Source organism: Enterobacter quasimori, from assembly GCF_018597345.1.
Taxonomy (GTDB): domain Bacteria; phylum Pseudomonadota; class Gammaproteobacteria; order Enterobacterales; family Enterobacteriaceae; genus Enterobacter; species Enterobacter mori.
Genome location: NZ_JAHEVU010000004.1, coordinates 327,985 through 346,461 on the forward strand (window position 1 = coordinate 327,985; position 18,477 = coordinate 346,461).

Annotated in this window: 17 protein-coding genes and 1 tRNA gene; 4 read left to right on the plus strand and 14 right to left on the minus strand. The window is 51.8% G+C overall.

Features of this window, described 5'->3' with window-relative positions; all coding sequences use genetic code 11:
* Positions 1-11: 11 nt before the first annotated feature.
* Genes KK102_RS17185 through hxsD form a run of 5 tightly spaced genes read right to left on the minus strand, consistent with a single transcriptional unit; the run spans position 12 to position 5,211 of the window.
* On the minus strand, positions 12-1,781 hold the full coding sequence (locus KK102_RS17185) for a KAP family P-loop NTPase fold protein (RefSeq protein ID WP_023302419.1): 1,770 nt from the start codon (positions 1,779-1,781) through the stop codon (positions 12-14).
* A 32-nt stretch (positions 1,782-1,813) separates the two neighbouring features.
* A complete protein-coding gene (hxsA, locus tag KK102_RS17190) occupies positions 1,814-2,443 on the minus strand; it encodes a His-Xaa-Ser repeat protein HxsA (RefSeq protein ID WP_216358093.1) in 630 nt (209 codons plus the stop codon).
* Positions 2,440-3,552 carry a His-Xaa-Ser system radical SAM maturase HxsC gene (gene hxsC / locus KK102_RS17195; RefSeq protein WP_216358094.1) on the minus strand — a complete coding sequence of 371 codons (1,113 nt, stop codon included), beginning with the start codon at positions 3,550-3,552 and terminating at the stop codon, positions 2,440-2,442. Before hxsC ends, hxsA begins: the two co-directional genes overlap by 4 nt.
* Positions 3,545-4,933: a His-Xaa-Ser system radical SAM maturase HxsB gene (hxsB, locus tag KK102_RS17200; RefSeq protein WP_216358095.1), complete on the minus strand. Its 1,389-nt coding sequence runs from the start codon at positions 4,931-4,933 to the stop codon at positions 3,545-3,547. Before hxsB ends, hxsC begins: the two co-directional genes overlap by 8 nt.
* Positions 4,933-5,211 carry a His-Xaa-Ser system protein HxsD gene (hxsD, locus tag KK102_RS17205; RefSeq protein ID WP_420842101.1) on the minus strand — a complete coding sequence of 93 codons (279 nt, stop codon included), beginning with the start codon at positions 5,209-5,211 and terminating at the stop codon, positions 4,933-4,935. Before hxsD ends, hxsB begins: the two co-directional genes overlap by 1 nt.
* A 676-nt stretch (positions 5,212-5,887) precedes the next feature.
* Here hxsD and KK102_RS17210 point away from each other — a divergent pair.
* Positions 5,888-6,565 (plus strand): hypothetical protein, encoded by a 678-nt coding sequence (locus KK102_RS17210; protein WP_216358096.1) that lies wholly within the window; start codon positions 5,888-5,890, stop codon positions 6,563-6,565.
* Positions 6,566-6,770: 205 nt separating this feature from the next.
* On the opposite strand, the gene KK102_RS17215 is transcribed toward KK102_RS17210, so the two are convergent.
* The 4 genes from KK102_RS17215 to rraB form a co-directional block, all read right to left on the minus strand.
* A tRNA-Leu gene (locus KK102_RS17215) sits at positions 6,771-6,855 on the minus strand.
* 106 nt (positions 6,856-6,961) lie between these two features.
* Positions 6,962-7,684 carry a topoisomerase II gene (locus KK102_RS17220; protein WP_216358097.1) on the minus strand — a complete coding sequence of 241 codons (723 nt, stop codon included), beginning with the start codon at positions 7,682-7,684 and terminating at the stop codon, positions 6,962-6,964.
* Positions 7,685-7,714: 30 nt separating this feature from the next.
* On the minus strand, positions 7,715-8,473 hold the full coding sequence (miaE, locus tag KK102_RS17225; RefSeq protein ID WP_003862942.1) for a tRNA isopentenyl-2-thiomethyl-A-37 hydroxylase MiaE: 759 nt from the start codon (positions 8,471-8,473) through the stop codon (positions 7,715-7,717).
* 47 nt (positions 8,474-8,520) lie between these two features.
* Positions 8,521-8,946: a ribonuclease E inhibitor RraB gene (gene rraB, locus KK102_RS17230; protein WP_008501374.1), complete on the minus strand. Its 426-nt coding sequence runs from the start codon at positions 8,944-8,946 to the stop codon at positions 8,521-8,523.
* Between the two features lie 99 nt (positions 8,947-9,045).
* Between rraB and argL the strand changes: the two genes are divergently transcribed.
* The 3 genes from argL (at position 9,046) to xynR (ending at position 11,092) form a co-directional block, all read left to right on the plus strand.
* The gene (gene argL / locus KK102_RS17235) at positions 9,046-9,141 is read left to right on the plus strand and encodes a putative translational regulatory protein ArgL (protein ID WP_213014347.1); all 96 of its coding nucleotides are present in this window, start codon (positions 9,046-9,048) and stop codon (positions 9,139-9,141) included.
* Positions 9,111-10,115: an ornithine carbamoyltransferase gene (gene argF, locus KK102_RS17240; protein ID WP_032675854.1), complete on the plus strand. Its 1,005-nt coding sequence runs from the start codon at positions 9,111-9,113 to the stop codon at positions 10,113-10,115. The genes argL and argF overlap by 31 nt, the downstream gene beginning before the upstream one ends.
* Before the next feature lie 218 nt (positions 10,116-10,333).
* Positions 10,334-11,092, plus strand: coding sequence for a DNA-binding transcriptional repressor XynR (xynR, locus tag KK102_RS17245; RefSeq protein ID WP_216358098.1), 759 nt, complete (start codon positions 10,334-10,336; stop codon positions 11,090-11,092).
* Positions 11,093-11,096: 4 nt separating this feature from the next.
* Here the strand turns inward: xynR and KK102_RS17250 are convergent, their stop codons facing one another.
* From KK102_RS17250 to KK102_RS17270, 5 genes are all read right to left on the minus strand, one after another.
* The gene (locus tag KK102_RS17250; protein ID WP_216358099.1) at positions 11,097-12,707 is read right to left on the minus strand and encodes a glycoside hydrolase family 43 protein; all 1,611 of its coding nucleotides are present in this window, start codon (positions 12,705-12,707) and stop codon (positions 11,097-11,099) included.
* An 11-nt stretch (positions 12,708-12,718) separates the two neighbouring features.
* A complete protein-coding gene (locus KK102_RS17255) occupies positions 12,719-14,101 on the minus strand; it encodes an MFS transporter (RefSeq protein WP_023293405.1) in 1,383 nt (460 codons plus the stop codon).
* A gap of 227 nt (positions 14,102-14,328) precedes the next feature.
* A complete protein-coding gene (gene yagF, locus KK102_RS17260) occupies positions 14,329-16,296 on the minus strand; it encodes a xylonate dehydratase YagF (protein WP_216358100.1) in 1,968 nt (655 codons plus the stop codon).
* 14 nt (positions 16,297-16,310) lie between these two features.
* Entirely contained in the window at positions 16,311-17,219 is a 909-nt protein-coding gene (gene yagE, locus KK102_RS17265) for a 2-keto-3-deoxygluconate aldolase (RefSeq protein ID WP_032651481.1), read from the minus strand.
* Positions 17,220-17,461: 242 nt separating this feature from the next.
* Positions 17,462-17,914: a YhcH/YjgK/YiaL family protein gene (locus tag KK102_RS17270; RefSeq protein ID WP_216358101.1), complete on the minus strand. Its 453-nt coding sequence runs from the start codon at positions 17,912-17,914 to the stop codon at positions 17,462-17,464.
* Positions 17,915-18,477 lie beyond the last annotated feature (563 nt).

The following is an 18,477-nucleotide window of genomic DNA, read 5'->3' on the forward strand; positions in this document are numbered from 1 at the left end:
TTCTGCCCCCTTTATTTATTCCATGTTTTGTCTTTTATAAGCATATTCATCCAATGAGGTTGTTCATTGATACCAGCGATGAATCTTTTAAGTATTTTAGCTGCATCTATATTATTGTCAGCGATTAATATGGCTCCAGCAAAACCATCTGGCTGGCTGCTCCATTCTGTTATATTTCTAAGATGTTCAATTATCCCTTCCATTACCGGAATGAATTCTTCATTAGAAATATCTTTCAAAGCTCTCGAAGCCGCTTGTGAACTTTTTCTTTTGGTTGCTACCAAAATATTCAATGCCTCCCTTGCTTTTGGCGAAAGACCAAGAACATAATGTCCCGCAGGCATAGTCTCACGAGAAAGATATACGGCCGCACGTAAATCCTTATCACTTAACTTTGGTTCAAGCTCAAGCCATTTAAGAATAAAATCACTTGTTGTATCATCTTTCCTCCATACCGAAGGCACTGAATCAGGAAGTTCATCTAATTTTTTACTTTCTAATTCACTAATTATCTTTTTGAAATTTTTATTTGTATCGATCATGGAATAGAGTGCATTTGCGGCTTCCTCGCCAGCACAACGTTCAAATATAACAAGTTTTGTTATAACATTTTCATCAAGCGAAATCTTTCTTCTCTTAGCAATATTTGATCTCATCTTAACTATGTTGAGTAATCTTTTTACAATACGTGGATTTCCATGGATTATAGGAGATGTTGCGAAAATAGGTGCGATGCGATCTACTTGGTCAAAAGCAATAGCTAACTCTATGTTTCCTTCACATTTTAGAACCTTAAGAGCATCTTCTTTCTTCATCGGATCTTCATGCCATGACTCTTGTAAAGATTTCTCTAAAGCCAGTCGTAGATCTTCAATTAAATCTTCCTCTATTCCTGCATTTACTGCATGGAGTAAAAAAAGATATGATCTAATCTCCAGAAGACCTGTTCTCGGCACTCTTATAGGTACCTGAATAAGTTTATCCAAATAATCAATATGGTGTCTTGCAGATGTACCTTTAAAGTATTCAGAAACCGAAGTTCGTATCATATCTTCATCAGCAGCAATCACGAAAGCCGTTTTTGGAAGGAATAAAAATAGCCTTATAGCTTCAAGAGTTTGAATGGCATTTTGAGGTAAACAGCGGTCTAAATTGTCTATAAATACAATCAGATTTTTATTTAAGTCTTTAAGTATACTACTATATTCTTCTCTAAATAAATTTATTTGCTGGGGAGGAGTAGCTATCTCCTTTTCTCTAATTAATCCAATCTTTGCTATTTCCTTACCTGAATCAATAGACTCTTTATAATTACCTTCATTGATGCCATTATTAAAGACATCTTTAATTGCGTTTAATCCCCGTGAAACTATCCCACCAGTTGGAATCCCATGTGCCAGTGCAATGCCTTCAATTGTTAGCCCTAAAGCTCTGACCTTATCTACGCGATTAAAGAGATTGAATGTCCTTTTAACAATATTTTCATCACCTTGAGCTGCTTCATTCAATTTTATTGCAATCACTTCTAATAAAGCAGCTCTAGCATCATCATAACCCTGATAAAGCCAAGCATCAAAGTTTACTACTAAAATATCTTCACCATCTTCTTCACTGATCTGTTTTTCTATTATTTTTAATAATGATGACTTGCCTGCCCCCCAGTTTCCAAAGATCCCAATAGACACCGGAAGCATATTATTTGACTTTAAAATATCCACAGCCAAACTTGAGACTTCTCCAAAGTTCAAATAGTCTACACTTGATTCAACATCAGACCACATACCCATTCCTTTTTAAACTTAAAATGCACTTATCACCGAGCCAGAATATTTAATGAGTTCAATAATTGAGGATCGAGTGTTTCAGTTACAGGCGTTGGTAGTCCCTTTGCAATTCGGTAATTTTTTATAGACTGCCTTGTGGAGGGCCCCATTATGCCGTCAATATTCCCGTTGTAATAACCGTTGTCCAGCAAAGCGAATTGAACCCGCATGATTAAGCGCTTACGCTTCTCTGTACCAGAAGTCAGCCCATTACTTGCACGGTTAGCTTCTGTAGTTCCAACTGAATTCGTAGTAGTAGAATTATTGTCGTTAGAACGAAGCGAACGCACAGAAGAGGACGATGAGGAACTTGTTCCTGAACTTGAAGAACCAGATGAGCTTGGTGAGCTGTATGTTTTTGGATAATAAGGAGTGCTGCCACCATAGTACCCGCCGCCTGATGATGATCGGTGAGAACTATGGCTCCGATGGGAGCTATGACTGCGATGCCCTGCAATGTAGAATGGAACTTCGGTGTTAAGTGGTGCTATCACTAAATCATGTTCATTAAGAGTCATACCAGGCAAATCACTTGCTCCGGTAGATGAATCACTTGCCCATACAGAATTATTAAGTGCCAAAAATCCCGGAAGTAGTGCAGCAAAATTAAATTTTTTCATAAAATTGGTCTCGGTGGTTGATGAAAACGGCCTGTTGAGGAACTGAAATAACCAGCACAGGAAGACTTCTGAGTACATTCATCACATTCTTTCGGATAGTAATTTTTCCAATCAGAGATCGACTGAGCAGCAAGCTCCCAAGCTCTTTCAGGAAGATGACACAAAGGATAATTAAAAATTGTTAGAGGTATGCCTGACCTGTGTGCAGCGTCTATGGCGGAGGTTATTTTCTCACTATAACTGCTGTGCTCAATGAAGATTGTTGACCAGTTCTTTCGTGCCCAACCGATAGATTCCAGCCCCATAAGGGAAATCTGATTAATGTTGGAGAACACTCGGCCAACGAACTCTACAATATCATCCAATTCTGTATAGTTAGCCAGTGTCGGAATAACTCTAAGTTCGATATTAATCCCTGAGTTTCCTGCATTGATTAACCCCTTAACCGTTTCATTAAATGCGCCATCACTCCCTACCAGATGATCATGCACAAGTGGTCTTGATGAGTAGAGCGGGATACCAAAGGTGATTTTGATCTTTTTGCTTCGCTTTGCCATTTCCTGAGTAAAGTTGATATCAGCAAATTTGCGTCCGTTTGTTAAAACATGCAAAGCAGTATCTGGTGAATTCTCGATGATAAAATCAATGAAGTGAAGGAAATCATCTCCATACAGCAAAGGTTCTCCACCGCTGACCCCAACAACTCCATCCAAACCAAATGAAGCTATAGCAAGAGCTGATTGGGTAAGTAGCCAGTCATCATTTGATTTCTTTGGTGGCTGCGAACAAAACAGACACAAGTTATTGCAGCGTTCCGTTACTAAGACAGTATTATGATTGGCTCTGCGGGACAGAATTACGCGTATCATATTGCCATTGTTGATTATCCCAATATCTCCATCTTCAATTGACTCATATAATTCAGTGCTAATAACAGAGAAATCAAAGCATGGTTGAATGGCATCATTATTGCCTTCAGCAACTACCAGTAAATTGGGCAAAAAGAATAAAGGGTTCATTGGTTTTTGTTTGCATAACCGATAGAACCCCGTGGGCACATTATTTTTTGAAGCAAAATGAAAGATATCGTTCCTAATAACCTCAGACATATGCCCATCCTTTTAGCATCTCAGCCTTCGGACCACCTTCTGAGATGCAGTTCATCAGATACCTGAACATCCCCTTGTGATACTGACAAAACGTTGAACGACTCCTATCACCAACAGGCTCACCCTGTACACTTATGTTCTGGCATGGATCTGCACCGCAAAATGGTTGATATGCACATGTATCACAACCTGGCAGAGCAAAATTGAACGATGAACTTAACACTGCGTTATAGTAAGGACTCTTAGAAAATGATAGCGTTTTAACCTCACCCGCACTGAACTCCGTTTCAGGGTTCACCTTCTGCAACATACGGCTCTCATCGCTACCATATACTCGACCGTCATAATTGAAAAGAATACTGTTAAGCACGACCCCGCTTGGCGACTTTAAATCCGCATAACCACTAAAGCCGGGATTGAAGATCCTTTTCAGATGAATGGAGGCCGAATGTTCCACAAACCTTATCCCTTCATTATTCATCTTAAGGATTTCATCTATCAACGAGGCATAGAAACTGAAGTATTCCTCCATAGAAAATGTGAACGATGCTTTTTGTGCAAACCCATAGGGACTAACAGGTCGGATAAACATGTCCTTGAGGCCAAGAGACAAGTGAGCCTGGACAATTGATTCAGGATGCCTAATGAGATCTTTAGTAACTGTAGTAACCGTTGCAACGCGACCAGCGCCTAAAGACCGTTTGATAGCCTCTACCCCTGACACTGTTCTACTGTAAGCAAGCCCATGACCAAGAATTCGATTACTGTTGTGAACAACTTCCTCACCATCAAGCGAAACAGAGAACGTTAAGTTCCTATCTCTCGACCATTCAAGCATATCCTCATTCAAGACAGACAGGCTTGATGCTACAACCATCTCAAAATCGGTGCTTCCCAGCGTTTCAGCACATTGCTCATAGATAGATTGAATTAAATCGAACCGCAAGAGTGGCTCTCCACCCTGTATCTCTATCTTGTAAGGTGGTGTCGATAGTTTTTTGATAGTTGAAATGATATCAGGGATGAGAGCGGGATCTAGATCATAACCAGAGGCGTTCACGGAAGCTCTACTGACCTGACAATACTTGCAGGTATGGTCGCAACGTAATGTGGGCACAATCATGAAAATTGGCCTGACCGCCAGTTCATTCATCAATCGTTTTGCAAAAGCAGAACTTAAAGCATAGGGAGTTATAGCCGATGAGCTTTCGTTAGTTATAAATAGCTTGCTTTCGAGTGCGTTTGATTGTTCCGCATTGATTTGCTCATCAGAAAGATCAAGCAGCTCTTGCTCATGAATGAAGTGATGAAAACCAGCGAGATTGCTTATAAACACCTGTCCATTAGGCAATCTGTCAAAATTGAATGGCATCAATTCCATTACGAAAGCCTTTCATCGACACTGCGAAGCACTTTATGGACAATAGAATCTCTCAACGCCCCTGTTTTATGCTGTAGTTTTTCTCGCAAAGTGTAATCATTCAGCAGCCTCTCGAATTCATAGAGGCATTCGGGACTATCGTTTTCAAAAGAGATTTTCCAGGAGGATATATCTTCACAAAGCTTCCATTGAGTAAGAGAAGTCATCCAATACAGGCTACTGCGTATAACCCATTCAGAATAAATTTCTTTTCTATACATCCTTTCGCACATTGCCATTACCTTCCAAAAGTAATAATCACAACAAGCAACAATTTTATCCAGATTCTTCCTATGGAAAAGAGGATACACCATTTAATTGATATATGACAGAGTGCTAGTATTTGAGGGGGATTCTCAAAGTAATGTTGCTTATCCATATGTAAAACAATAACTTTTCCAAATTACACTAAGCAGCCTGTACCGGTGAGCACCTAAGAAGTTTACATGCTATAGGGGCTCAAAAGAGTTGTTAGTGGCACATGGTATGAGGTGTTTTCCTTGAGTAAACGCAAGGAGAATAAATCCTGTACCATCGTAATCGAATAAAGATGGTTCAGATCAGCACTAATGATGTCAGGCAAGTCTATAAAAAATACCTATTTTCAGAAAGTTAATAAAAAATATTATAAACATAACAATCTCTGCATCCTAATTCTAATAATAATTATTTAGTTATTTAGTTATTTAGTTATTTAGTTATTTAGTTATTTAGTTATTTAGTTATTTAGTTATTTAGTACACATTCAATATTAAGTCGCACAAGAAAAGGTTAACTCAATGAAGTACAGCACCTCAAGTTGCCTTTTTTACTTGCTTTGCAGACGATAATGATAAAATCCTTTACTGCCCCCTCATTAATATTATAGAATACATAGTAATTTTATACTGATTTTCTATTTTAATGGGAATATAAATGAACCTATTTGAATCCTTTATTATTTATCTTAAAGACAGCAAGAATATAAAGCCAATATTAATTAGCTTATTAACAATACTACCCTTAACTTCTTTATGTACTTATTTAATTATAGATAATATTATAATTAAAGCAAAAACCTCCCGAATAGATGAATTAACTTACGACAAAAATTACCTTACAAATCAATTAGAAATAGTTCAAACACGATTAGAGAAACAGATTGATAATGAAGACTCAAGAATTGAGAAACGATCCGCCAGTATTAAAGCGATGTATGATGGAATTATCTCTGAAAACAATATAAAGCTCAAAGAGTTAAGTGACGAACGCGATAAATTAAATTTCCAACTTGCCAAATGTAATAGTAGCGAAAAATTGGAATTATATAAAATTAATAAAGAAAATATCATTCAACTCAAGCAAGAGTTGATTTCAGTACAAAAAAATATAAATAATCTTTACCTAACTCATTCTCAATTAAGTTCAGAATATGGTTATTTGGCTAAAGAATGTGAGAAACGTGGAGAAAGTTTTCACAGCAATATATGTGAGCATTCATCAAGTTCAAAAGCGAAGCTTGACTCATTAGCAGAAGAAATTAAGTCGCAAGAACAAAGAAGGCAGTTTATAAATAACGAAATATTGTTACTTCAGGGTGAGAAAAAGCAATAAAATAGGCACGTTAAAATTCTAGATTTAACTCTCGCGCAAATTTTTTACCTAATATAGGTAAAATATATTATAAAACGAATCAATATGGTTAGCAGTAATATTTTGGATAAGATAAACACTAGTTAAAGTCAGCAATATGTAAACTGCAGTGAACCAAAGCTCTTACAGGGTTAAAGTCGATAGTTGACTTGAAAAAGCTTTTTTATGGTGCCGAAGGCCGGACTCGAACCGGCACGTATTTCTACGGTTGATTTTGAATCAACTGCGTCTACCGATTTCGCCACTTCGGCACTGAAGGGGATGCGGAAACGTTGTGGATTATACCTGTCGCGCGCCGCCATGCAAGCGACGACGCGCTAAACCCGCGCTAAGTGCCCAAAAAACCAGCGCCCTTCGTCAGTCCAGCTCAGACACCGCCAGCCGAATCACCCCTGCCGCCTTCTGCTCCGGCAGCGCCAGCACCTTCGCCCACATCTCCTGCACCATATCGCAGGAGAGCTTCTCTTTGCCCGCCGCCTTATCCGGCATCTGCAGCAGCTGGATGTCCTCGCCGTACTTATCGGCAAGTGCCTTCATAATCGGTCGCACATCCTCGACGGCCGCCTCGCGTTCGGCGGGGGTCACGGTGTGGCGGTTTTTGCCGTAGGCCGCGCGCATCATGTCGGCATCGGCCTGCATTCGCCGCGCCATCAGGTCTTTATCCAGCATGCGCATCGGGTTGATGCCGCCCTTCACCATCGGGTAGAGGAAGCGGAAGCAGGCGTCGTCGCTCACCTTCTGGATGGCGGCGGTCTGCTCCATGTTGATGGTCATGTAGTTCACCACGTTGGCGTCCGGGGCGTTTTGCAGGCGCGACATCTGCAGATGCAGGATCTGCGGCTGGATGGTGTCGATAATCTGCTGCTCCGGCTCGCCCGCTTTTTGCAGGGCGGCCATCTGGTCGAGGATGCGCTGATGCAGCGCGGGCTCCTGCTCCTTAATCACCTGCCAGGCGGGCATCGCGTTGAGGGCGTTATCCATCTGCCGTTCCGGGGCGCGCTGCCTGTCGAAAAACACCCAGAACGCCACGGCGGCAGCCGCAAAGACGACAATCACAATACGGGTCCACGTTTTATTCATCTCGCATCCTTATCCTTTCGCTATGCCGGTTTACACCGGCACGCCGCTGTGGAAGCGAAACTCGTTGTCCGGTGTCGAGATAAGTGTGGCTTCAATTTCGCCAAAAAGCTTTATACGCGGTGAGATATCGTCGTCGCTCACCTGTTGGGCCAGCGTCAGGTAGTCCTGATAGTGGCGCGCTTCCGAGCGCAGCAGCGAGAGATAGAACTTCTGCAGGTCGTCGTCGAGGAACGGGGCCAGCGCGGCGAAGCGTTCGCAGGAGCGGGCTTCGATGTAGGCGCCGCAGATGAGCTTGTCGATCAGCGTCAGCGGCTCGTGGGTGCGAACTTCCTTCAGCATCCCTTTGGCGTAGCGGCTGGCGGTGATTTTGACGTACGGGATGTCGCGGGCCAGCATCGCCTCGCGCACCTGCCAGAAGTGGTGCAGCTCCTCTTTAATCAGCAGTACCATGCTGTCGATGAGCGCCTGGCCCCACGGGTCGTCGGTTTTGGGCATCACGCTTTTGCCAATCTGCCTGTGCAGGGCGATGAAGTCCGGCTCCGGGCCGTCGCGGAAGGTGAACTGTTCGTAGGGTTTGAGCCAGTCGAGCAGCGCATCGGCACCGCTTTCGTCGGCGACGTATTTACGCACCAGCAGCAGCGCGGTCTGGGCGGCCTTGAGCTCGCACACCATATGGTCGGTGAGCAGCAACGGCAAGTTCGCCGGGTCGCGGGCTTTATCAATCCATGCTTGCGGGGTCGGGCACTGGAGGAAGTTGAGTACGGGGGCGAGTATCTGCGGGTAATCCATGGTTCTGCCTTGAAAAAAGCGGTGGCGCGCGCCACCGCCTGAATCACTTAGTGACGCACGCCGTCGTCGTCTTCGTCGACGTAATCTTCGTCGTCGCCTTCTTCGCCGTCTTCACCGTTCGGATCTTCGAAGTAGGTTCCCCAGCCGTCGTATTCCACGTCAAACTTCTCGGCCAGGTTCATCAGCTGTTCGACCTGCGCGTCGATCAGCTCCGCCTTCAGCGCGCCTTCGCTCAGGATGTCGCAGCAGATGACGGTGTCGCCCTCTTCCACTTCCAGCTCTTCCGGCTCGGTCACTTCGTAACCCAGCTTGAAGGCTTCCACGGCCATTTTTTCCAGCGCGTCGAAATCATCCGCAGAGAAATGGTGCTCGATGGTGTACAGCGCGTCCGGATCGCTACCGTCTTCCAGCAGCTCTTCAATAATCAGACGCGTCTCTTCGCGTTGCTCTTCCAGTAATTCCGGGTTTGCCATGGCTCAATCCTCTTTAAAGTGCGGCAGATACTTCTATTTTCACACACGGACGGGTTTGCCTCCACCTTTGTTGGAAAGATTTGTGAAACGGGGTTGCAAATGAATAATTACACATATAAAGTGAATTTTAATTCAATAAGTGGCGTTCGCCATGTGAGGATAAAATGTCTGATCTGTACAAGAAACACTTTCTGAAATTGCTCGACTTTACCCCTGCACAGTTCACCTCTCTGCTGACCCTTGCCGCACAGCTCAAAGCCGATAAAAAAAAGGGCAAGGAAGTACAGAAGCTTACCGGTAAAAACATCGCGCTCATCTTCGAAAAAGACTCGACCCGTACCCGTTGCTCTTTCGAAGTTGCCGCATTTGACCAGGGCGCGCGCGTTACCTATTTAGGGCCGAGCGGCAGCCAGATTGGGCATAAAGAGTCAATTAAGGACACCGCGCGCGTGCTCGGGCGGATGTACGACGGCATTCAGTATCGCGGCCACGGCCAGGAAGTCGTCGAAACGCTGGCGCAGTACGCGGGCGTACCGGTGTGGAACGGGCTGACCAACGAGTTCCACCCGACGCAGCTGCTGGCGGACCTGCTGACCATGCAGGAGCACCTGCCGGGCAAGGCGTTTAACGAGATGACGCTGGTTTACGCGGGCGACGCGCGCAACAACATGGGCAACTCGATGCTGGAAGCGGCGGCACTGACCGGGCTGGATCTGCGCCTGGTGGCCCCGAAGGCCTGCTGGCCGGAAGAGAGCCTGGTGGCGGAGTGCAGCGCGCTGGCGGAGAAGCACGGCGGGAAAATCACGCTGACGGAAGACGTGGCGGCGGGCGTGAAGGGCGCGGACTTTATCTATACCGACGTGTGGGTGTCGATGGGCGAAGCCAAAGAGAAGTGGGCGGAGCGGATTGCGCTGCTGCGCGGGTATCAGGTGAACGCGCAGATGATGGCGCTGACCGGAAATCCGGACGTGAAGTTCCTGCACTGTCTGCCGGCGTTCCATGACGACCAGACCACGCTCGGCAAGCAGATGGCGAAGGAGTTCGACCTGCACGGTGGGATGGAAGTGACGGACGAGGTGTTTGAGTCGGCGGCGAGCATCGTGTTTGACCAGGCGGAAAACCGGATGCATACGATTAAGGCGGTGATGGTGGCGACGCTTGGGGAGTAATTGACTCCTCTGCGCGCTGGTGCCCTCACCCCGGCCCTCTCCCACAGGGAGAGGGAGAACACCCAGCCCGTAGGCCCGTGCAAGCGAAGCGCCGCCGGGCGAATCAGGCGACGATACGGCCTGATGTCCTTTCTCCCACAACCCGCTCTACTCAATTGATTTTTCACCCCGAAAAAGGTACGTTTTCGCCTTAATTCCAGCGTGGACATACCAGCATTATGCCGATTATTCAGTCTGTTGAACGTGCGTTGCAGATCCTCGACCTGTTCAACGAGCAGGCCACCGAGCTTAAGATCACCGACATCAGCAAACTGATGGGGCTGAGCAAGAGTACCCTCCACTCGCTGCTGAAAACCCTGCAGCTTCACGGCTATATCGATCAGAACCCGGAGAACGGCAAATATCGCCTCGGCATGAAGCTGGTCGAGCGCGGCCATTTTGTCGTGGGCTCCATCGATATTCGTCAGAAGGCGAAAGGCTGGCTGACGGAGCTGTCACAGCGGACCGGGCAGACCACCCATCTGGGGATCCTGGACGGGCGTGAAGGGGTCTATATCGAGAAGATTGAAGGCAAGCTGGCCGCCATCGCCTATTCGCGCATTGGCCGCCGCCTGCCGGTTCACGCCACCGCCATCGGCAAGGTGTTGATTGCCTGGCTGGGCGAGGCCGAGCTGAACGCCCTGCTTGAGGGCTATCAGTACACCACCTTTACGCCCGCTACCCTCGCCTCCCGCGAAGCGTTAATGACCGCCCTGACGCAGACCCGCGAGCAGGGCTATGCCCTGGATAGCGAAGAGAACGAGCAGGGCGTGCGCTGCGTGGCGGTGCCGGTGTGGAACCACGAATCCCGCGTCATCGCCGCCCTGAGCCTGTCGACGCTGACCTCCCGCGTGGACGACGCAGAGCTGGCTAATTTCCGTGAGCAGCTTCAGCAGGCCGGGCTCCAGCTTTCACGCGCGCTGGGCTACCCGGCCTGAGCCGTTAAACCGGCTCGTAGGTGAAGTAATCGAAGTCCGCGTGGCAGCCGTCGCCGCTGATGTCCTCGCAGTGCAGACCCACAAACGCGCCGGTAAAGAAGCCGCGCCCGCCGATGTAGTCGTCCGACAGCTTCCACGCCTCATACGTCACCGGCACGTCGTGCCACGTCTCGCCGTCGAACGAGTAGCTGTAGCGGTAGACCAGCGTATCCACGTCCACGCGCAGCCAGACGCTCTCCGCATGTTCCGGCACCGGAATCGGCTGCTCGTGCAGCGGCCACGACGGCACGTTGTGGTCGAGCTGGATCACCTTAATCGTTCTGCCCTGCCCCTCCTCGAAGTCCACAAAGCAGTAGCTCCAGTTTTTGCTGTTGTAGTAGCAGGTCAGCCCCGCGCTCTGCTGGAAGTGGACCGGCGAGAACTGCATCCGCGTCTCGGCCCGGAAAGCGAAGTGCTGCCAGCGGCGCGCCACGGTCGACTGGGTAAAGGTCGAGTTGAGCGAGTCGTTGCCGTAGAGACGTAAGTAGCCCGGGCGCGCGGTGAGCGAGCCGAGGGTATCGTCGAACGGAATGCGCAGGGTCTGCAGTTCCGGGTCGAGCGAACTGGCGTCGAAATCGTCCCGCCAGCCGTTCTGAACGGCTGCAGGCTGCTCGGCCACCTGTGGGCCTTTCACGGTCAGCTGCGCGTGCTTGCCGCCTTCCACGTACGGCCAGCCGTCGCGCCATTCAATGCGGGCGATGCCGGTCTCGCGCCCCAGCGGGCAGTAGCCGCGTCCGCCGGAGGCCAGCAGCGGCACGCCGGGCAGGCGCAGCGGGCGGCTGATGAGGTAGGCCATGTACCACTCCCCCGTGTGGGTCTGCAGCAGCGAACCGTGGCCGCTCTTCTGCAGTGGGTTCTCCGGCAGGTGCCAGCTGGTCATCATCGTCACGTCCGGGTGCAGCTCGTACGGCCCGTCGATGTTTTTTGAACGCAGCACCACGACGGCGTGCTCGTAGCTGGTGCCGCCTTCGGCCACCATCAGGTAGTACCATCCCGCGTGGCGATACAGGTGCGCCCCCTCGGTGTAGCAGAGCGGCGTGCCGGTAAAAAGGGTTTTGCGCTCGGGCGAGAGCGTCCCCGTCTGCGGGTCAAACGCCTGCATCACGATGGTGTTGTGCGGGTTGCTGTGGTGGCGCGGCCCCCACGGGCGGTAGAGGTAATATTTGCGGCCATCGTCGTCGTGGAACAGGGACGGATCGAACCCGCCGTTGCCCATCGGGATCGGCTCGCTCCACGGCCCCTCAATGGACGGCGCGGTGACGAGGAAGTTGCGGCCGTTTTTCCACGGCGAGTCGACAATTTTCACGTCGGTGTAAAGCAGCCAGAACCTGCCGTCGGCGTAGCTCAGGCACGGCGCCCAGATGCCGCCGGAGTCCGGGTTGCCCTTCATGTCCAGCATCGACACGCGGTCCAGTGGGGTACTGACCAGCGACCAGTTTTTCAGGTCGCGGGAGTGGTAGATGCGTACGCCGGGGAACCACTCGAAGGTCGAGGTGGCGATGTAGTAGTCCTCGCCCTGACGGCACAAGGACGGATCCGGGTTGAAGCCGGTCAGAATAGGGTTAGTGATTTGCATAGTGCCTCCGGTTAATGGGATGCGGCTGTCGCAGCGTCAGGAACGGCCTCGCCCTGCGCCGCGCGGTGCTTGATCAGCTGCTGGCTGATGGCCTCCACGCGGGCGTCAGTAAGCTTGTAGAACGACAGCATGATGAACATGCCCGCGTAGAGCACCACCGGCACTACGCAGAACAGAATTTTGATGGTGGTCAGCACTTCCACCGGCTGCACGCTGCTGCTGGCGGAGTAGTTCACGTACGCCAGGATCCAGCCCACCACCGCCCCGCCAATCGCCAGGCCAATCTTTAGGCTGAACAGGTAGGTGGAGAACACCAGCCCGTCGAGGCGGCGCCCGCTGCGGCTCTCCTCGTAATCCACCACGTCAGAGGCCATCAGCCACTGCAGCGGCGTGGTGGTGTTAAAGACGAACAGGAACAGGATGTTGAGGGCGAAGATCAGGGCGATATGCTCGGCCGGGGTGACGAAAATCAGCAGGCTGATGAGCGAGTAGGCGACGATGATCCACTTGAAGGCGGTGACGCGGTCGAAGCGCCCCAGCAGTCGGGAGGAGCAGAGCGAGCCAAACATGGTGGCAAGGCTGCCGTAGAGTAAAAACTGGGTCGCCATCTCCGGGTGATCCATCACGTATTTGACGAAGTAGAGCGTCGCCCCGCCGCGCACCACGTTGGAACAGGTCGCCATCATCTTGAACGCGCACATGATCCGCCACTGGCCGTTGCCGAGCAGCAGCTTGAGATCTTTCGCCACCGACGAGCCCGGCTGCACCTCAAAGGTGTAGCGCTCTTTGGTGGTGAAGAAGCAGACGTAGAGCAGCACCACGCCGGTCAGGCCCAGCACGCACATGGCGCCGAAATAGCCCACCTGCTCGTCCCCCTTGCCGATGATGCTGACCAGCGGCAGGGCAATGCCGCTGATGGCGAGCGATCCCGCCGCCGCCAGGAAGAAGCGCCAGGACTGCAGGGCGTGACGCTCTTTCGGGTCGGCGGTGATGACGCCGGGCATGGCGCAGTACGGCACGTTAACGAAGGTGTAGACCAGGGTAAGGAGAATGTAGGTCACGCAGGCGTAGATGATTTTGCCCTGCGCGGAAAAGTCCGGCGTGTAGAAGGTCAGCACGCAGACAATGCCAAAGGGGATGGCGCCCCACAGCAGGAACGGGCGGAACTGGCCGTGCCGCGTGCGGGTGCGGTCGACCAGCAGTCCCATCAGGGGGTCGGTAACGGCGTCGAGCACGCGGGAGATTAAAAACAGCGTCCCCATAATGCCCGCCGACAGGCCGAAGACGTCGGTGTAGAAGTAGGCCAGCAGGAACATCGTGGCCTGCCAGACGAAGCCGCAGGCGGTGTCACCCAGCCCGTAGCCAATTTTGTCTTTCATGGTTAATTGCGTCATCAGAATTACACCCTTATGTAGTGTGCTGAATTACAACATCGTGTTAATGGAGTGTAATGAGCTGTTCAATTAACCAGCAATGGTCATATCTTATTTCTGAATTACGTTATTTTGCTTTTGTGACGCCAACGATATATCGCAACTTATTGTTTAAATTAATAAATTGCAGACACACGAAAACCGTCCGCGGAATATTTCCCGCAGACGTTTTTTAACGCAGAAAATAATTAAATACCGAGCGCTTTTTTACCGGCGTTAATTACCTCGATAATTTTATCGGTGTCATAAATACAGCCTTTCCAGGTGCCGCCGCTGACCGACTGCAGTGCTGCCCACAGGCGGGTGTCGTCCGGCAAGAAGTCGTGGGCGTGCAGGTCCGGGTGCGTCTGCCGCCGAGCCAGCTCGCGCGCGCCCTCCTCCGGCGTCAGCGGGTTGTCCACCGTGCCGATAAAGTTCACGCTGCCCGTTAACGTCAGTCGGTCCACGGCTATCTCGATGATGTCGTTATCGCGCAGCTTGCCAATCGGCCCGCCCGCCAGCGCCTCTGGCGACACGTGGCCGAAGCAGGCACCCGTCGACACGCCCGAGAAGCGCGCATCGGTGATTAACGACACCGTCTTGCCCCACGAGATATGCTTCAGCGCGGAGGTAAGCTGATAGGTCTCTTCCATGCCGGTGCCGGACGGACCGCCGCCGATCACCACCATGATATCGCCCTGCTTAATCTCTTCCCGCTTGATGGCCTTGATTGCCTGCGCTTCCGAGACAAACACCCGCGCCCGGCCGGTGTGGCGGTAAACGCCATCTTCACTGACGACCGACGGGTCGATCGCCGTGGCCTTGATCACCGAACCTTCCGGCGCGATGTTGCCCGTCGGGAAGCAAACCGTCGAGGTCAGCCCTCTCGACTTTGCCTTCTCCGGCGGCAGGATCACGTCATCCGGATCCACGCCGTCCTGCTCGCGCAGGCACTGGCGGAAGCGCGCCCGGCGCTCGGACGCCTGCCACCAGTCGAGGTTCTCGCCAACCGTCTGGCCGGTGACGGTCATGGCGTCCAGATGCAGCAGACCGAGATCGCGCAGATGAAGCATCACCTCCGGCACGCCGCCGGCGAGGAAGGCGCGCACGGTCGGGTGATAGTCCGGGCCGTTGGGCAGCACGCTGACCAGGCGCGGCACCCTGCGGTTAACGCGCGTCCAGTGTTCAACGTCCGGGATCGTGCAGCCCGCCGCGTGGGCGATGGCCGGAATGTGCAGCAGTAAATTGGTCGAGCCGCCGAACGCCGCGTGGATCACCATCGCGTTTTCGATGGCTTTGTCGGTGAGGATATCGCGCGTGGTGATGCCGCGGTTATCCAGCTCGCTGACCGCACGCGCCGACTGGCGGGCGATCTCCAGCCACACCGCCTGCCCGGACGGGGCCAGCGCGGAGTGCGGCAGCGCCAGCCCCAGCGCTTCCGCGACCACCTGCGAGGTGCCCGCCGTGCCGAGGAACTGACACCCGCCGCCCGGCGACGCGCAGGCGCGACAGCCCAGCTCGGCGGCCTCCTGCAGGGAGAGTTCGTGGTTGGCAAAGCGCGCGCCGATAGTCTGCACCTTGCCCGCGTCTTCCCCCACGGTCGGCGGTAGCGTCGCCCCGCCCGGCACCAGAATGGTCGGCAGGTCGTGCATCGCGGCCAGCGCAATCATGGTGGCGGGCAGCCCTTTATCACAGGTGGCGACGCCAATCACCGCCCGACGCGTCGGGAGGGAACGAATCAGGCGGCGAAACACGATCGCCGCGTCGTTGCGGTACGGCAGGGAGTCGAACATGCCGTGCGTGCCCTGAGAACGGCCGTCGCACGGATCGCTGACGAAGGCCGCAAACGGGATCCCGCCGTTGCGGGTAATCTCCTTCGCCGCCGCCTGCATCTGCATGCCGATCTCCCAGTGCCCGGTGTGGTAGCCCAGCGCGACCGGGCGTCCGTCCCCGGCGCGGATGCCGCCCTGGGTGCCGATAATCAGCACCTCTTTGCCGGTCAGCCTGTTGGCGTCCCAGCCCATCCCGGCGTTCTGCGTCATGCCGAACAGGTTGCCGCTGGGGGATTCCATCAGCATCTGCGGGGTCAGCGGCAGCGCGCCCTGCGGCCCCGCCGCGTGGGTGATCACCGCATAAAACGCATCGTCCTGTGGGGTGAAAATCTTCTCGATGGTCATGGTTATCGTCCGGCTCAGCAGAGCTTAAGCTGTTGCAGCAGGGTTTTCAGCTGTGCCTTGCGCGGCGCGTCCAGCGGTGACGCGGGCGGCAGCACGTGCGTGGAGATCGGGCGGCCGCAGAGCACAATCGCCTCTTTAATCACGTTCACAAACGGCGTATCCAGCTGATACATCTGCGGGATTTGCAGCAGGGTCTGATGATACTCAGCCGCTTTCGCCACGTCTTTATCCCGCCAGGCTTTCAGAAGATTCACCGACACCTGCGGAGCAAAGTTGCCGCTCGCCGAAATCGCCCCGTCGCCGCCGAGCAGCAGGGTATTAAACAGATGATCGTCGTAGCCGCACAGCACGGTGAAGTGCGGGTGAGCGGCTTTGACGGTATGGATCATGCTGCGCAGGTGGGCGACGGAGTCGATGGTGTCTTTGATGCCGACGATGTTGCTGCGCGAATCGGCGAGGGTTTTCACCAGCGCCGGGGTCAGATCCTGCCCGGTCAGCGCCGGGAAGTTATAGAGCATCACCGGCAGCGTGACGCTGTCCGCCACCTGCTCGAAATAGCGGATCAGATTCGCTTCCGACACTTTCCAGTAGTAGGGGTTGATCACCACGATGCCGTCCGCCCCCGCCTGCTGCGCGTGCTGGCTGAGCGCAATGGTTTCCCGGGCGTTGGTGCCGCCGGTGCCGATCAGGACCGGCACGCGACGATCGACATGATCGATCGCAAACTGGGCAATGGTTTTACGCTCTTCGGCGCCGAGCTGGGAGAACTCGCCGCCGCTGCCCAGGAAGAACAGGCCGTCAACGCCTGCTTTGATCAGATCGTCGATCAGCGCGGCGGTGCCCTGCTTATCGAGCTGGCCATCGGCGGTAAAGATGGTGGAGACAGGGGGAATGATTCCCGTGAACAACGCGGACTGCGGCATGAGATCTCCTTGCTGAATCATTTTGTTCTACATTATAGAACAGCGTTCATTAATTTAACGATCATACTATGACGCAGGAAAAGCGCAGGTAAATGAGAGATGGAGAGGGAGTGCGGGAAATTTAAGCTGGATCACATATTGCCCCTCACCCCGGCCCTCTCCCCAAAGGGGCGAGGGGGAAAAGACGGCTCGGAGCAGTCCCCTCTCCCCTGTGGGGAGAGGGTTAGGGTGAGGGGTAAGGGTTACTCTACCAGCATCTTCACCACAACTTTCCTGACCTTAGCAGGTGCCCCCACCGCGCACAGCGGCTTATGCACCTCGCCCGGCCAGAACACCACGAAATCCCCTTCGCTCAACACCACGGTTTTCTCCTGCTCGCCTTCCGGCAGGAACGCGATGTCTTTGTCCGCCAGCCAGTCGGTGTCCGGCGTGCCGGGCGGCAGGGTGCTGAATGTCATCCCTTCCTGTCCCTTCATCACGATCTGAATATCCAGATAGCGCGCGTGGTACTCGGCGCGACGCTCGGCGAACGGCTGGGTTGTATCTTCAGAGACCAGATAAAACAGGCTGTTGCCGTTGATGTCGTGTTTCCCGAGCGACGTGGCGTCGGTGACGTGGGCTTTGACGTGCTCAATGGCCTGACGCAGATCGTCAGGCAGCCAGGACTGCAGATGGTGGATGTTGCCGATAATCATGTTTCAACCCTCAATATAAAACAATGTTTCATTTTTATCTTTTATACGAGAATCCCGGCTGCCATACCAGCCCTTTTTGGACGAGGTTTGCGCGAGCGCATGTTTATCGGGAAAGGTGTTAATTCACTGTTAATCCTGCCCGGGCATTTATGCAGGGGTTATGCATAACCTCGATCGGCGCTTATCGCACTGCTGCTCTAACCTCTTGATCATTCTCTTTAATTAACAAAACCCGTTGCCGCCTCACACTTTACTGTTTTGATAATTTGCTCTAAAAAACCATAATTATTTATTGATTTTTCTTAAGTCACAAATAGTTAATTACGTTAATTGCATAGCCATTCCCACCCATGACTCTTATCGTTTAAAATCAGTCACATAACAATATATTTCAAAAGATTAAAATCTACAAAATAATAACAAACCCAAATAATGCCACCGGATCCTGCTTAGCTATTCATCCCTCACCAATATGAAATTAATCATTATCTGATGCGAATCATGCAAATGAAAACAAACTGCTTAATATCCATTTTCGCGTGAGCAATATCACAATACGGATT